The sequence below is a fragment of the Alteribacter keqinensis genome (assembly GCF_003710255.1).
GTDB classification, from domain to species: Bacteria; Bacillota; Bacilli; order Bacillales; family Salisediminibacteriaceae; genus Alteribacter; species Alteribacter keqinensis.
In genome coordinates this window covers 1162835-1179034 of the sequence record NZ_RHIB01000001.1, presented here as the reverse complement: position 1 = coordinate 1179034, position 16200 = coordinate 1162835, and the positions used below count along the sequence as shown (strand labels likewise).

Here is a 16200-nt window from a genome sequence, read left to right as displayed (position 1 = left end):
TTATGCCTGTTTTATTATGCATGGGGCATTTTTTTATTTATTCAGTCAAAAGTCATGAGTAATATGATATAGTATTTTTATGTTTTTTTGATATTTTAGACAATTGAATTGTTTGACTGGGGGACTGTTATGAAAAAGAGTTTACGAGCAAAAATACTATTGGGTTTTGGTATTATCTTGGTTATCCTTCTTGGGATTTCATCGTTCTCAATGGTGAACCTTTATACGATTAATCAAAATGTGGACCGCATCATGAGTGAAGAGCTTCCGCACCTCACCACCAGCAGCGGCATGGCCCTGAACATGGCTGATCGCATGGCAAATATCAGAGGATACATATTAAGCGGAGACGATGAATACAGAGAGCGTTATATTGAACTCGCCGAAGAGAGCAATGCTCTTGGTGCTGACCTCCTCGGTTTTTCAAATGAAGACGAACACGTGGCACACTTGATTGACCGCAGTGAGTACTGGAATGATATTACGATCTCCCGCGTTTTTCCCATGTATGAAGAGCACGGAATGGATACGGCGCTGATTACTGTCCGTTACCAGCTTGACCCGATCGCTGAAGAGGTTATGGAAGGCTTTACAGCTCTTGCTTCCCAGGAGCAGGACGGTATTATTTCAAGAGGAAATGATATGAGTGCCCAAGGGGAAACGGTAGCACTGTTTAATATTATTGCAACGGGTGCTGGTGTGATTGTGGCCATTCTGGTAGCCTTGTTTGTAGCAAGGCAGGTTGTCACTCCGATTCTCCTGGTTGCAAACAAGATTGAAGAAGTAGCAAGGGGAGATTTGAGCGGAGAACGAATTAAAACAAAGTCAAAAGATGAAATCGGACGCCTTACCACTTCTGTTAACCGTATGGTTACTGAGTTGAGGACTCTTTTGAAACAGGCATCTGAAACTGCAGACTCTGTTGCAAGTGCATCATCAGAACTATCAAATCACTCCCAGCATACAACAGCAGCCACTACACAGATTGCCTCTACAACCGATCAGGTAGCCGCAAGCGCATCAAACACAGTAGAAAGCTCTCAGGAAAGTGCAAAAGCCATGGAAGAGATGAGCAGCGGTATTCAGCGCATCGCTGAATCCACTATGCTTGTGGCTGAATCTACCCAGGATGCTACCCGTGAAGCAGAAGAAGGGAACCGTGAAATTCAATCTGCGGTCGGGCAAATGAACCTGATCTCCAACTCTGTAAGCGAAACTGCCGAAGTGATGAACAAACTCGGAGAACGTTCAGAAGAGATAGGGACCATCATTGAAATGATTACATCCATTTCAGAACAGACCAACCTACTTGCACTTAATGCAGCAATCGAAGCGGCAAGGGCCGGAGACCACGGACGGGGCTTTGCCGTTGTGGCAGATGAAGTGAGAAAACTAGCTGAGGAATCCCGGAAGTCAGCCCAGGAAATCGGAGAGGTCATAGAAGAGATTCAGGTACAGACAAAGCTCGCCGTCAGCCAGATGGAATCAGGTACTGTTGAAGTAAACAGTGGAATTACGCTGGTAACAAGAGCGGGGGAAGCATTCGGCAGAATTCACCAGTCCATTGGTCACGTGAGCACACAGATTCAGGAAGTTTCTGCTGTTTCTGAGGAAATGTCGGCAAGCTCCGAACAAGTAACAGCTTCAGTTGAAGAGATGGCTGAAATGGCTGCCATGACCTCGACACGGTTCAATGAAGTCAAATCAGGTACGGAAGGACAGCTTTCCTCTATTCAGCAGGTGGCAGCCTCAGCAGAGGAACTGAACCACATGGCTGAAGATCTGAAGAAAAGTGTAAACAGGTTCTCATTTTAGTGAGCAGGATCTTTAACTGGAATCTAAAGACGATTTATCAATTAGTCACAAATAGAGGCTGATTCAAAAGGGTATACACTTTTGAATCAGTTTTTTCTTTTGCCCGCGAAAGCCACCTGACATTACAGGGCCACAGAGATAAAGACACCAGACAATAGATTCGCACAGGCGTACCATAAGACTCTTTTATTGAGGTAAGGGTCCAGGTTAGGTATAATTTAGGAACATTTAGTAACGAATGGTTTTTAACCGGAAGGAGTTGCAAGCTTGAAAAAATGGCTGATCTTGGCTGTCCTCCTTGGTTTGTTTACTGTTGCCTGGCAAAGTGACTGGGTAAGTGCAGCAAGAAGCAACAACGTGGAGTATTTTATTGATACATTATTTGAGGATATGGGCTACGGACTTCTTCTCGTTACTATACCGCTGATGATCATTCAGAACGTGATTACACTCTTTCCAGTTGTGCTGATTATCCTTGTTCATATTATGGCTTTCGGGGTTTTTGAGGGGGGGCTGTACAGTCTGGCCGGGACTGTTCTGGGAGCATGGGTATGTTTTCTCCTCGTAAAATATTTTAACTTCAACTGGACTGAACGGATCTGGAATAAGAGAAAGTCCAGCCTGTCCCGTTATTACCGGTGGATAAAGGAGTATGGGGTGTTTACCATTGTGGCCCTGCGCAGTATTCCGGTTTTCCCGAGCAATCTGATCTCTTTTGCCGCGGCTTTCACACCAATCAGCCTGAAAGCTTATATCTGGTCCTGTGTCGTGGGAAACCTGTCTATGATCTGGCTGTTGTCTTTACTTACGGCGCCTTTATGGCTTGAGAGTAATGACGCGTTTTACACCACTTTCCTTTCAGGGTATGTGCTGTTCGCTCTTACTGTTGCCGGCTTTTATCTAAGAAAGGCCTTTTATGGGAAAAGAGGGAAACCCTCTTTTGAAAAGTATATTTCTTAACTGCTTATTTTTTGTACAGGTTTGTTATCCACGAGCAGACATAGGAATGTTTGAGGCTTCTGTATAGCAATTGCGTGTTAAAAAGAAAGTAAATAGCAGGGGTGGATACGAATAAACAGCCATTTTAAATGATTTCTTTTTTAAAGGAGTTGTTTCGCATGCTCATAATCAGTTTCGCTTTACTTATTATCATTAATGCAGTGACTGTAACAGTCTGGTTGTCAGAGATAAAGAAACGAAAAGATCCTTTCTCTTTTGAACACGAAAAGAAACACGTTCCTGATGAACGTGATTTTCTCAGTCCAGCAGTTGTGGTGAAATTGCTTTCAAGAAGAGGACTCTCTGCCAACGATGTAACAGCCGGCCTTCTTTCTCTCGTGACAAAAGAAGCGTTACGTCTTTCTGAAAAAAAAGGTTTTGAATCCCCATTCTTTATCGATCAGACGCACAGGGGACGAGATGGGAAGCTCACACAGGATGAACGTTTTTTATTAGAGTGGATCTGTTATGACATCGGCAGCAACGGGACATTTCATGTGACAGATTTAGAGGTTTATACAAGTAACAACGGGAAAATGGAAGAATACCTTCACAACCTGTATGAGTGGGAACGATCAGTTATTGAAACAATGAAATCTCATCAGTTTTACAGGCCGCTCAATTTTCCGAGAATGGTTTTGATAGGAAATGGAGCAGCGGGAATAGCAGCAGGCAGTGTTCTCTTATTTTTCGCTCCCTTCTCAGGACTGGGTATCTTTCTCTCCTCTCTCTTAAGCCTTGGGCTTATTTATTTCATATCTCCCCACACCGTTGCCGGTCGTATGGAAGAACAGAAGTGGCAAAAGTATTATGAGTATATTAAAAATGCAGGAAGTGAAGCATTTAATTCTGATGATATTACGAAGTCATTCGTCTATGCTGTGGCATTCAGGGTGGCCGACCGCTTTCTTACGAGATTTTCTGTCCAGGAAGCAGGGGAGATTAAGGTGTCTCAGGAATCTTTTCCCCTTTACTATGTTGCGCCAACGGGGACCGCAGTGCTTTCCCTTGAAGGGGTGAAGATGTACCGTGATCTCGAGCAGGGGTTCGACCTTGTTGAAAACGCTCCGGTTGCTTTTGGTGACAATACCGATGGAACCGGACTTGATAACGTTTGAAAGAACAAAGCAGCTGTTCCACAAGCATCATTTCTGACCTTGTGGAACAGCTGCTTTTTTTTGGCTGTGTTGAAGGTTAGTGGTGATTTATATAATTTGCAGTGTTGAGGCCTACGGGACATTCATCCCGGACAAAGCGCGTGACTGAAAGATTGGACACACCGCCAATGGGAAACTCACAAATTGCAGCGGTAGGCATGCATGACCATTTTGTGGATGGGACCTTGGGAAATGCGGTACAAAGGCCACCACAAAGCAGGGGAAAAGTGAATCAATGCTGTATAGAGACGGGACTCGTCTGCTAAAAAATGAAAATAAGCGGGAGGGTTTTGCGACCTTCGGAAAAGGAGACCGCCGGTGAGTCTGAACGATGCAAGTTCACGACAGTAAACAACTGTAGTCATTTCAAGTACCGGGACACCGAATAAGCTAATACTGAAATGGTTATCTGTAAAAGATGTTGTCACGCCGATGATTTTTGGCAGCCAATGTGCATAATGTTCTGCCAAAACCCTTGCATCGTCCTTTGTTGCCAAATGCATACACTGAACGGAGTCAGCGGAACCGGGCAGGCGATCAGTGGATTTTAATGATGGCTGGTGACGGTGAGTAAGAAAAATCAGCTCACAGCCGGCTTGCCGGGCAAGGTTGTTCAGGAGTGCTTCAGTAAAGAATAAAGCTGACTGCCTTCCTTGTAACAAAGCAGAATCAGGAACAGGGACCGCGTGAACCCAAATGCGGTCATATTTATTAAAAAGCTCCCTGAGTCTGAAAAAGCAAAAAGGCATGTGCCGTCTTTTACTCCTTTCATCAAGGCGTAAATAGACTTTCGTTGCTGTAACAGTGTAAATGTCCAGTGCCTCTGTTTCGTTAAAAGAATCTTCGGGCAGGGAGGTGAGCAGTGCTTCTCGATTTCCCAAGCTGTATTCTCCTTTCTCAAGGTGAGCGTTTTCCGGGAATGATTGGTTTTTCAAAGGGAAAAGCTAACGAAAATAAGGACTATCGTTATTCTCCTTCTAAGTATCACGGGAAGTCAAGGTGTCCATATCCATTAAGTGAAGGAAAAATTATTCCTGATATCCTTAAGGCTGTTGTTTTATCCTCGTGTGGACGCATTCCGCTTCATTCTGTTTCATACACAAGTGAAATTTCATCTTGTTTGAGTTCTCGTGACTTTTAGATTCTATTTCTACTTCATCAAATATTTCCTCTTATATATAAGGTCATCTTCTGTTTTATTAACCCTCATATTATGTGAATGAGCCGATGCAGCCGGAATGTCCGAAGACTCCTAGCACGAGTGGGGGCCGACGGCTAGGGGGTCTGTCCCCGCACAATTGTGTGTGAAATTATGGAGTAAGCAGGATTTTACAAACGAGTGGAGAATAAAGGGGAAGGATGTTCAGTAAGAAAGGGAGGGGTACATATGAAAACATTTAAGCTGTGTTCTTTGGCAGTATTATTCGATGACGACCATGAGAAAGAAGATCTGGAAGGTAAGCAGATTCCCCTCGTGGATGGGTTGATTATCAACAAAGAAGAAGCGAAGAAAAACTGGCTCGTTGAAGCTGTGGTCGATAAAAATTGGAGACGTTTCTTTGAAGAGTATGCAGAAGCCGATCAGCAGTTCATGGCTGAAGTGACGATCACAAAGAAAACCAACGATCCGGCAACTCTTGTCTGCTCAGTAAAGTCTGTAAATGAGCTGAGTGAGCATCTCAGTGTGCATCTGGATGGCGTAATCGTAGCTAAAAAAGACGATCTTTCCGATATGCTCCTTAAAAATCTCGTGAAAGAAGGATTCAGCGGCGAGGCGCTCTATGAAGAGTTCAAGAAGCGCAAAAAAGACCGGGGGCAGGCGATTCAGGGTATTTTAACGACCGCTTATGAACAAGTAAAAGAAAAAGGGTACTACGAAGCAGAGAAAGAATCGGAAAATAAAGGATGAACATAACTGGAGGCTGTCCCCCCCAATGCTCTCACATTAAAGGGACAGCTTCTTTTTGGTGATAAAAAGGGGAGTTCAGGATGAAAAAAACAGAAGAACAGATCGTTTTATGCGAGTATGAACCCGGCCATGCAGAAGCTGTAGCGAAAATGTGGAACTTAAGCCGGGAAGGATGGGGCGGCCATTCTGACGTGAAAACAGGTACCAATGTCCGGGATCAGCAGGCGAACTCAGCCAATCTTCATACGTTTCTCGCCATGGACAATAACGAGGTTATCGGGTACTGCGGCCTTTCCGAATACCGTGAAGATGAGGGTGCCCTGTATATCCCTTTACTGAATGTTAGAACCGACTATCACGGACGGAAAATTGGCAAAAAGCTGATCCTTACCGCTCTTGAAGAAACAATCAGACGGGAGTGGCCACGCCTTGATCTTTATACATGGCCCGGAAATACAAAAGCGGTTCCCCTTTATAAAAAGTGCGGTTTCTTCTGGGAAAACCGTGATGATACAGTCCATCTGATGAACTTTCTTCCGACAGTGATGACCCAGGAATTATTCAAGCCTCTTTTTGAGCATCTGGACTGGTACAAAGACAGTGTGAGGGAAATTAAAACGGAGCCTGACGGAAACAAAACGAACGGGTTTGACTGTTACACGTACGAATGGAAAAAAGACAGCCGTAATCTCCGGGTAGAGTTTGAAAAGACAGGCCGCGGCATTTCCTCTTTCCGTACAGAAGACTACGCCGTTACAATGACCATTCCTCATCACACCTGTATCTCAGGCCGGGAGTACGAGGCATCATTTACGGTTAAAAATACGTCTGATCAAACGATTGCGTTTTCTTTTTCCGGCCGTGATAACAAAAACATCCGATTTTCCGGGAAACGGGAAATGATACTTTCACCGGGCGAAAAAAAGGTTCTTGCGGGAACGTTTGCCGTGCTGGAGCAGACGGGGGATCAAAAGAGCATGCAGACGCACCCTGCTGTAGAAGCTGCTGTGGTGATCGACGGCAGGACGGTGACGATGAAAACAGGTGTGCTCACGAAAGCGCCGGTAACGCTGTCAGGAGCTTTACCTGGTAACCAGTCCTTTCTTCATCAAAAGGAAACGGCCTATCTTCAGGTTGAAAACAACAGCAGTACACAAGTAGATGTGGTGTTCGAGCTTCCTTCAAATGATAATGTCGTCTTTGCTGAATGTTCTTTCTCACTTTCTCTTGATAAAAAAGAAAAACGGGTCGTGCCGGTACCATATGAGTTGGGAAATCCTTTATTTTACAGCGAAGACGTTACGGTAAAAGCGAATCTGGACGATACTGAAATTATGTTCCAGCAAACCGTTACGTTCCCCTTTAACGTCCAGGGGCGGGGAGTCTTTGGCGAGTGCAGCGCCTATATTCATCTCTTTCAGGGGCTTTCCCATGTTGCCCTGAAAAAAGAAAACAATGCCCTGATTGCAGAGAGAGGAAGAGCAAACAAAGGCTCCTATACGTTTATGTATCCTAAGATCGGCCTGCCGTTTTCAGAAGAGTTTTCCAAGATGGAACCTGAAAGTGTGTCCTTTTTTGAAGAAGAGTCAGGGATTGGTGTTGAGTTATCGTATCTATCGCGAAATTTCCCCGGCCTGGTCGTCAAAAGAGTAGTTAAGCTGGCTGCGGATGGCATGATGACCCAGTCTTTCGGCCTTCAAAACAGCAGTGACCAGCCTGTGGGGGATCTTCACTTAAATGAACCGCTGATGTTTGATTTAAGCGAGACGACGCTTCCGTATGACGGTGAAATTGTGTTTAACCGGGGAACGTACAGCAGTGAAGTGAGTGTGTGGGAGAGTGAAAAACTCACGGGTAACTGGCTGTTTTCAAGAAACCAGACGTGGCCTGCAGCCCTTGTATGGAGTTCCGGTGTGAAACTTCATTTTCACACATGGCACATGATGTATTTTGAACACGTAGTGAAAACAATAAATTCAGGTGAAACGGTTTTTACGCCACCTGTCACGTTTTCAATCGGCGCACTCCACTCTGCAGATGAAGTCAAAAGCTTTGCGGAGAAAAAAGCGGCCGTTTCTCCTTCTGTTTTATCTGATGTCATGAAGTGGGGAACAAAAGATGGCAACCCTTTTGTATCAAATACGGCGGTCCTTGCTTTTGCTCAGCGTGTTAACCGTTCAACAGAAGGGGATTTTCGCATCACTCTGCCAAATGAAGAGGAGGCTGCAAAGGGCAGCTGGTCCAGTGAAGACGGCGGAGGGAAATGGGAAGCCACACTGCCGGTTACCACATCAGAACAGGCTGTTCTGGCGACAATCCAGGGACAACTGTCCGGTTACCATTTCAAAAAAACCACAGCTTTGTTACCGCCGGGGAATCATCGTACTGCTGTTGAAGAATCGAAAGAAAAAGGAAAACAGGTGTTTACGGTTGATAACGGTGTCCTTTCCATCAAAGCTGCACCGGATTTTTATCCGGGAATCTATTCTCTGTCTTATGAAGGAGAGGAGTGGCTTGCTTCTTCATTTCCGGAGCCTGAGCCAAAATCCTGGTGGAATCCCTGGATCGGAGGAATCCGCCTTGAGCTTTTTGGCCTGTCTGCCAGAAGCATTCTGAAAGAAAAAACAAACGCTTCCTTTGTGTCTGTAGAAGACGAATACAAAAATGAGTGGAACGGTGTTGAATTGACGTTCTCCATCAGCGATCATCCGGTCTTCGGAGGGGTTACTGTCAGGCAGTACGCTCTGATGCTCCCGGGGGTGCCTGTTCTTTGTTCCATGTATGAAATAAAACAGGAAACAGCTGTCCTGTGGAATAACCAAACGATTGCCACCGGGTTTAACCTTCATACCGGCGAGGAGACGGGCAGTGTGGTGGTTCAGGCCGGTGATGACAGTGAGGCTTACAGACATCATCATCACGAGCATCATCTTTCTCAGTTCAGCCACCTTACAGCTTCCAAATCCGGACGGAATGAAAAGCTTCATATTTTCCCGGAACAAACCAATGACAAAATGGAGCTGTATATGAATCAGCATGTAGTGGTGGGGGATTCGAGACGGACAATTGCGCTCAGGGACAAAGAGACATTCTTCTCTGAGCCGATGTTCTTCATGTTCAGTGATGAAGAAGTGCCACTGGAAGCAACTCACGATCTTCGCTCTGTCCGGTTTGATCATACTACATGGAGAAAGGGTTAAGCTGTTATGAAAATCATTGATGCCCACGTTCATTTTTCTCACATACAAAGCTTTCACCATACGGCTGAAACTCTGTCTCATATCGATTATTCCCTTGAAGGGTATAACAAAGAGTTTGCCGATGCGAACGTTGTCTTTTCCGTTGCTATGGGGTTAAGGGAGATTAAAGGGGGAGAAGGGTTTCCGGACTCGGCTCCACCGACCCCTATGGGACTGGACCTTGCACCGCATCTTCCAAAGAATATGGGAGTGTGTGCAGGGATAAATCCTTACCGTCTCGGGAAGCAGGAACTCATGCAGCTGGAAAGATCCCTGCTAAAGCCGGAAACAGTAGGGATCAAAATCTACCTTGGTTATTATCCTTTTTATGCGTATGACAAGGTTTACGGTCCGGTGTATGAACTGGCCAAAGCTTACCGGCTGCCGGTTGTCTTTCATACAGGGGATACCTATTCCGAACGGGGTCTTCTGAAGTATGCCCATCCCCTTACCATTGACGAAACAGCGGTGTTTAACAGAGATGTGACGTTTATTATGGCTCATTTCGGTGATCCGTGGATGCTGGACGCAGCAGAGGTCATTTATAAAAACCGGAACGTGTTTGCCGATTTGTCAGGTCTTATCGTAGGCGAAGAAAAAGCCGTGGACCGGATTGTTAACACACCTCATTTCTTTGATCACTTTAAACACGCCACCGCGTTTTGTGACCATTATGACAAATTTATGTTCGGTACCGACTGGCCTCTTGTCCGGGTCAGGCCCTACATTGAGTTTATTCAGTCCCATATGCCTGAGCATTCCTGGGACGATGTGTTTTATGAGACAGCGCTCCGGGTGTTTCCAAAGATTAGGCCGCTTTTGTAGAAAGGCACTGAAAAAGTTGGGTCTTTCACTTTTTCCAGTGCCTTCTGAGCAAGGTGCGTAACGGTTGCATGTTTTGGAAGTCTGTTATGAGTGGGTTTCTCGTAACAGGTGCGCAACCAAGCGGAGCCATTGCAACTAAAATAACTGGCACTGAAAAAGTTGGTTTGTACTTTTTCAGTGGCCGCCTTTTGTAAGGGAGGAGCTCCGTTAATGGACGGGGCCCTCTTTTGACTGTCTCCGGTGCAAAAACCATGCTTCAATTTTTTCGGAAACCTGATTTTTCAAATGGGCATTTAAGTATTTGGCAGTCAGGGCATAGCCCCGGTAAAAGATCGTATATTCGGAGAAGGTGTTATCGTGGGAATTTAATTCCACCTTCAGATTCAGACGTTTCATGTGGCGTTTCGTTTCGTGAAGCTCCCGGCTCAGGTCTCTCAGCGTTTGTTCCACGAGGTGAATATAAGGAGTTTTCAGCTTCACCGGAGCCTGGTTCATTTTGACCAAATCGTTTTCCAGCACTCTGCGCATAAGTTCATACAAAATAAACGATTCGCTTAAACGCTCTTCTTCAACTGTGAGTTTAGCCATGGACCGTTCGCTCCTTTTACTGGACTAATTATGATTTTACGAACACCTGTTCTGACATTATATTACCCTGTTTTTTAAAAATCAGTCAAGAAGAAAAAAATTCTAGCTTGCACTTCTATGGCAGAATCTTTCATAATAAAGACATAGCATACATAGAAGGGAACGACGTCACTATGAAGAAAACAGCACGATTGAAAGCAGGAACCCTGTTTCTCGGTGCCGCACTTTTGCTTACCGCATGCGGCGGAGAAGAGAATGGATCAGAAACTCAGGGAGATACACCCGAGGGAGGATCCTCTGATTATCCACAGCTAAACGGGGAAGTGGCCGAGGACGAGCAGGAAGTGATCATGAAAACCTCAATGGGAGATATCACCCTCAAGCTTTTTCCTGAATACGCGCCAAAAGCGGTTGAAAATTTTGTAACTCACGCAGAGGAAGGGTTTTACGAAGGTGTCATCTTCCACCGTGTTCTTGAAGACTTTATGATTCAGGGAGGAGACCCTGACGGAACCGGTATGGGTGGTGAAAGTATTTACGGTGAACCTTTTGAAGACGAATTTACTGAGGAACTCAGACACTTCAGGGGAGCCCTTTCCATGGCAAACGCGGGCCCGAATACAAACTCAAGCCAGTTTTTCATCGTACAAAATGACGAACTGGACAGCCAGGTTGTTGAGGCCGTTGAAAATGCTGTAGAAGAGGGGCAATTGGACGAAGAAGCAGCCCAAACCTACATCGATAATGGTGGAACGCCTCACCTCGATGGTGGTCATACTGTATTTGGCCACGTCATTGACGGAATGGACGTTGTCGATGACATTGCTGCTGTGAATGTCGACGGGCAGGGACGTCCCGATGAAGACGTTGTAATCGAAGAAATTGAAGTGGTAAACTGACGAAAACGCCGGAATCCTTTTAGGATTCCGGCGTTGTTTTTGTGTTACTGAGAAGAAGATCGTGTTGCCGGTCCGGTACGCAGCGGTCTGTGGTCATTCAGAAATGAAACGGAGAAGCTCTCCGTCAAATTTTATGCTTTCATCATGGAAGAGGCTGTGGCCGCTTTCTTCAAACGGAATAATACGGGCGTCAGGGATGCCGGTATGCAGCTGTTCAGCCAGTTCGAACGGACAAATCTCATCTTTTTTACCATGCAGGATGAGGGTGGGGACATGAATAGACCCCAGGTCGAATCGAAGATCAGCATCCCGCAGTGTACGGGCACAATTAACGGTTGAATGAGGTGCAGCCTCCATTCCTAATGCGTGAAACCAACTCGCATAGGCTTCGCTCGGTTTTTTACCAAAGAACAGATCACCAAAGTCGGCCAGCATATTAGCACGGTCCCGGTATGTGCCCTGGATCAGCCCATCCACATTGTCTTTAGGCAGGCCATAGGAAAAGTCAGGTCTTTGTGTAAAGACAGGGGCAGCTGCACCCATCAAAACGAGCTGTGAAACACCATTTCCTTTGTGTCTGGCCATATAGCGAATAGCGACAGCACCTCCCATGGAGAAGCCGCCGAGCACCGCATCTTCCAATCCAAGCTGGTCAATGACGACTCTGAGGTCGTCTGCCATCCGGTCGTAATCATAACCGGCTGCAGGCTTATCGGACCTTCCAAATCCACGCAGATCAACACCGATAAAACGACAGCCGTTTTCCGGCAAAGTAATCCGGCAAAGTAAGCATCTGCCGGTCAAACATACGATGATTTACAGGCCATCCGTGCAGAAGTATAACCGGCTTGCCACTCCCTATATCTTCAACATAGAGTTCTGTATCATTGTCCACCTTAATCAGTCTGCTCATATTACGGCCACCTTTATTTAAGAGTCTCAGGCTTACTCATTCCCGATGATTTCACTTTCAAACGTGAGGCATTGGGTGCTTTTTGCGGCGTTTTGAGAATGCTGTTAAGTGAGGAATGGTACGAAAAAGGAGGTGGCAGGAGAGTGCAGGGGTCGTATATAGAAAAATCTATATGGTGTGGAGGGGAATTGGGTTCAAAATGACGGCCGTCCCCCTGCATACGTGCAATGTCAGCGTTTGCGATCCGCTCCAGCGCAGCGGGAGCAAGCAGCAGAATGAAGATCGAGCGAAGCGAAGAAAGAATTGCATTGTTGCTGATGGGGTGGGGGAATGACATTTTGACAGTTCCAATTTCATCATCCTTTCGCAGATGGTAATCCTTAATAAAATAGCATGAAAACAGGGTTTTCAGAGTACTTTTCGGGAAAACTTCAATGTTAGGGAGAAAAAGCGCTTATACTGCAGGTATCACAGAACGAAAGGATGAATGCTGATGATGAAGACAAGCGAAAATCTGGAGATCAGGAATACGAAAACCATTTCAAAAGAGGAATTGACCAAGGCAGCGCTGGAGGATCTCCAAATGGGCGTATCAAACCTTCTGGTAACCTATCCAAAAGGGGAGAAAGGATGGTACGTTTACTTCACGGATTTTACAGAAGAGGATGTTAAGGAGCTGCCAAAGAGCTTCAGGAAGGTAGCGCGAGAGTGTTTAAAAAACAATACGTACATGCTGGTGGTTGATTCGGACATCAATAAGAATGAATCGCCGAAGCATGAAAAAATGATTACACTTTCAACAGGACATGTGAGTGAAAAAACAGCTGCCAAACTGGAGTATCGGTCATTTGAGGGGCTGAATGTTTACCAAAAGCGGGACAACAGCTGGTTTATTGAAACACCGACCCCCGATAACGCGCTATACCGCCGGCTCCCAGATGATCTGATTGAGGTGCTGAAGTTTGCGCACCGTCACGAATGTGCGATCGTATGCCTCGATCAGGATGGCGGGTTAACGAACAAATTAACAGAATATGACTGGTAATGCCAAAAGAGCGAAGATGCAAAACCTCTTCGCTTTTTCAATCGTTTAAAATAACCTTCTGATGAGTTCCCTTCAACAATGTCTCCATGATTTTTTCGGGGAGGGAAAGGTATGGGATGAAAAGCTCTTTTTGTTTTTTATGTGATTCAGGGTTCGGTCAAGGACTCCATTGTTTCCATTCCCTAAAAAGTCACATTGATAGAATGATCAGGTGTTTTGTTTAGTAAAGTGTCACCTTTAATGGATTCATCCTTTAAATCTAATGCAACCTCCCAAGTGAGGGAATTTATTTGAGATAAAAGCCGCCCCTTCCTCGCTTCTTCCTTAATCCGTTTCCATTCACTCTTTAGGATGACGCGTTGAAGGGTCGCTTTTAACTTGGCTTGTAAAATTAAGCATTTCTTTTATTAATAATTGCTGGTACGGACATTCTCAAAGTTAATGATAAATCATCCACAATGGCGATGAGCTCTTCAAGTGAATGCGAGATGTCTTTCTCAGCGGTACATTTCCTGGCGATTTTATTAAATGTCATAAAGTTCTCTTTTACTTTCTTGGTCCACCCTGAGCGTTCTGAGGTAATGATCTGTGAAACTTCAAAGAGGCTGGGACATAAAGAAAGTGTTTAACTGAAAATCCGAACTATGCGCTGGCTTAGCGGATGAAATATACGTAGACTCCTGCGGGAGGAAAAGCAAAGGTGAGACCCCGGAGTGCGATAGCACACGGAGGCTCACCAGCTTCCCGCGGAAAGCGGAGTATATTTCAGGAGCGGTTTTATTACACCGCATACTATTCGTTCGGGTTTTCGTTCAACTAAAACACTTTTGTCCCGGCCTCCTTCTTTTAATACCAAGGTGTACTGTCCTGATCTCCTGCTGCATCCACAATTTTACACAGAATTGTGCGGGGACAGACCCCGCCCTGCCCCAGACCCCACCGTGACCCCTCTCTAGCGGACGGTCAGTACGGCGGTGGAGTATGGCGGAAGGGTGAGACTTCCGTTACTGATTGTCTGATCGTCTGACTGACGGAAGTGCCATGAGAGTTCACCCTCTTCAGGAAGACCGGTTGTGGCTTCCTCATCTCCCAAGTTATGAAAAACGAGAACAAGTTCGTCGTCAGCTTCCCGGTAGAAAGTAACAATGCTTTGCTCGTCTGTGTAGGCTTCTTCAATTTCCCCGTACAAAAGAGCCGGTGTCGTTCGTCTTAAGTGAATCATCGTCTGATAGTGGCGAAGAAGGGAATCGGGATCGTTCAATTGCTCTTCGACTGAAAGAACCTTTTCATCCTGATCGTGACGGGGTTCAATCCAGCTTGTCATCCCATCCTGGCCGCGGTCTTCATACCAGACCATTGGTTCACGGATGTGTTCGTCAGGCTTTTGGCCTTCCATACCGATTTCCTCTCCGTAATAGATGAACGGGCTGCCTGGAAGCGTCAGCAGGAGAGATGCTGCCATACGGGCACGCTCAGGATGACCACGCAATTCACTCATCACACGATCCATATCGTGATTAGTTAGAAAGGTTGATAATACATATTCATCCGAAAACTGGTCAAACCGGTCAAGATCCCGCTTCAGGCCGGACACGAGACGGCTTCCTCTTTCACTCCGGGCAGCCTGTACCATTGCCTCTCCCAGGTCAAAGTGAAAGACCGAGTGAAGACCGTTTTCTAGGTAAGGTGCCGTAACAGAAGGAATATCCCAGACCTCACCGACCAAAAAGACGTCTTCCTTTACATCTTCCATTGCTTCGCGGAATTCTGCCCACCAGTCGAGGTTTTTATCGTGCTTGCCGGGGAAGATGTGTTTGGCTGCATCCAGTCTGAATCCGTCCACCCCTACATCATCCAGCCAGAAGGTGCCGATTTCAATTAGCTTTTCCCTTACTTGAGGGTTATCCAGATTTAAATCGGGCATGCCTTCCCAGAAAACACTCATATACTGGTTCGGTGCTTCCCCGTGCCACAGCCTTTGGCCCCATTCTCCGCGCTCTGAGAGCCTCGTATCTTCGTCCGCCCAGATATACCAGTCCCGGTATTCACTGTCTTCAGATGAGACCGCATCTGTAAACCAGGGATGCTCCACACTTGTGTGATTAACAACGTAGTCTGCCAGAACTTTAATATCTCGCGCCTGGGCTTGCTCTACAAACTCCCGAAAATCCTCCATTGTTCCGTAATCCGGGTTGATACCGTAATAATCAAGGACATCATATCCGTGATATGTGGGAGAAGGGTGGATCGGCATGAGCCACAAGCCTTCGACGCCCATTTCATCCAGGTAATCAAGCTTCTCAATCATTCCCCGGATATCTCCGATCCCGTCACCGGTAGTATCATAAAACGCTCTGGGGAAGATTTCATAAAAAACCGTTTCGGGAAAATGGGTGATGAGGCCGGACTGCTCATCGTTCTGAAGGACCTCAGGTGTATAGTAATCCTCTTCTTCTTCCGATCCTCCTGCATCTTCGTTCTGTTCACAAGCAAGCAGAAGAGCAAGGGCAGTAATACCAAGCCAGCTGTAATTATTCATTTTTTCTCCCCTTCAAATGCAACCGATTGCACTAATTTTCTATAAAGCTAGTTTACCTCATTATGTAAACGTATTCAATGCGTTTTATCTGCATGAGATTTCTTTTTGACGGCTTTGTGGTGGTAAATAACGACTTTACAAATTGATTTAACGTCTAAAAGTGGTCATTCGTGGTCTTCCAATATTAACCGGTGAGACAAAGTCAGGCCGGTCCCATAAACGCATTTTTTTCTCTCTTGACCACAGCTTATGTTCTAGTGTACTATTTTGTT

At 45.8% G+C, this 16200-nt stretch carries 11 protein-coding genes and 1 pseudogene; 8 read left to right on the top strand and 4 right to left on the bottom strand.

The window, feature by feature from the left end:
* The first annotated feature begins 129 nt into the window (after window positions 1-129).
* The 3 genes from EBO34_RS05775 to EBO34_RS05765 all read left to right on the top strand — a co-directional run bounded on the left by EBO34_RS05775 (window position 130) and on the right by EBO34_RS05765 (window position 3932).
* On the top strand, window positions 130-1815 hold the full coding sequence (locus EBO34_RS05775) for a methyl-accepting chemotaxis protein (protein WP_122896965.1): 1686 nt from the start codon (window positions 130-132) through the stop codon (window positions 1813-1815).
* Window positions 1816-2082: 267 nt separating this feature from the next.
* A complete protein-coding gene (locus EBO34_RS05770; protein ID WP_122896964.1) occupies window positions 2083-2775 on the top strand; it encodes a TVP38/TMEM64 family protein in 693 nt (230 codons plus the stop codon).
* A gap of 158 nt (window positions 2776-2933) precedes the next feature.
* Window positions 2934-3932: a DUF2207 family protein gene (locus tag EBO34_RS05765; RefSeq protein WP_183163732.1), complete on the top strand. Its 999-nt coding sequence runs from the start codon at window positions 2934-2936 to the stop codon at window positions 3930-3932.
* Window positions 3933-4108: 176 nt separating this feature from the next.
* Here the strand turns inward: EBO34_RS05765 and EBO34_RS05760 are convergent, their stop codons facing one another.
* The gene (locus EBO34_RS05760) at window positions 4109-4852 is read right to left on the bottom strand and encodes a hypothetical protein (RefSeq protein ID WP_122896962.1); all 744 of its coding nucleotides are present in this window, start codon (window positions 4850-4852) and stop codon (window positions 4109-4111) included.
* A 506-nt stretch (window positions 4853-5358) separates the two neighbouring features.
* Between EBO34_RS05760 and EBO34_RS05755 the strand changes: the two genes are divergently transcribed.
* From EBO34_RS05755 to EBO34_RS05745, 3 genes are all read left to right on the top strand, one after another.
* Window positions 5359-5880 (top strand): YwpF-like family protein, encoded by a 522-nt coding sequence (locus EBO34_RS05755; RefSeq protein ID WP_122896961.1) that lies wholly within the window; start codon window positions 5359-5361, stop codon window positions 5878-5880.
* An 80-nt stretch (window positions 5881-5960) separates the two neighbouring features.
* Window positions 5961-9080: a GNAT family N-acetyltransferase gene (locus EBO34_RS05750; RefSeq protein WP_122896960.1), complete on the top strand. Its 3120-nt coding sequence runs from the start codon at window positions 5961-5963 to the stop codon at window positions 9078-9080.
* A 6-nt stretch (window positions 9081-9086) separates the two neighbouring features.
* Window positions 9087-9944: an amidohydrolase family protein gene (locus EBO34_RS05745; protein ID WP_122896959.1), complete on the top strand. Its 858-nt coding sequence runs from the start codon at window positions 9087-9089 to the stop codon at window positions 9942-9944.
* A 207-nt stretch (window positions 9945-10151) separates the two neighbouring features.
* On the opposite strand, the gene EBO34_RS05740 is transcribed toward EBO34_RS05745, so the two are convergent.
* Entirely contained in the window at window positions 10152-10532 is a 381-nt protein-coding gene (locus EBO34_RS05740) for a YhjD family protein (protein ID WP_122896958.1), read from the bottom strand.
* Window positions 10533-10705: 173 nt separating this feature from the next.
* Between EBO34_RS05740 and EBO34_RS05735 the strand changes: the two genes are divergently transcribed.
* Window positions 10706-11431, top strand: a complete 726-nt coding sequence (locus EBO34_RS05735; RefSeq protein WP_122896957.1) for a peptidylprolyl isomerase — start codon at window positions 10706-10708, stop codon at window positions 11429-11431.
* Between the two features lie 93 nt (window positions 11432-11524).
* Here the strand turns inward: EBO34_RS05735 and EBO34_RS05730 are convergent.
* Window positions 11525-12344: pseudogene (locus EBO34_RS05730) on the bottom strand (alpha/beta fold hydrolase).
* Between the two features lie 493 nt (window positions 12345-12837).
* On the opposite strand from EBO34_RS05730, the gene EBO34_RS05725 reads away from it, so the two are divergent.
* Window positions 12838-13389 (top strand): DUF5983 family protein, encoded by a 552-nt coding sequence (locus EBO34_RS05725; RefSeq protein WP_122896956.1) that lies wholly within the window; start codon window positions 12838-12840, stop codon window positions 13387-13389.
* A 952-nt stretch (window positions 13390-14341) separates the two neighbouring features.
* Here the strand turns inward: EBO34_RS05725 and EBO34_RS05720 are convergent.
* Window positions 14342-15928 carry an alpha-amylase family glycosyl hydrolase gene (locus EBO34_RS05720; RefSeq protein ID WP_122896955.1) on the bottom strand — a complete coding sequence of 529 codons (1587 nt, stop codon included), beginning with the start codon at window positions 15926-15928 and terminating at the stop codon, window positions 14342-14344.
* Between the last annotated feature and the right edge of the window lie 272 nt (window positions 15929-16200).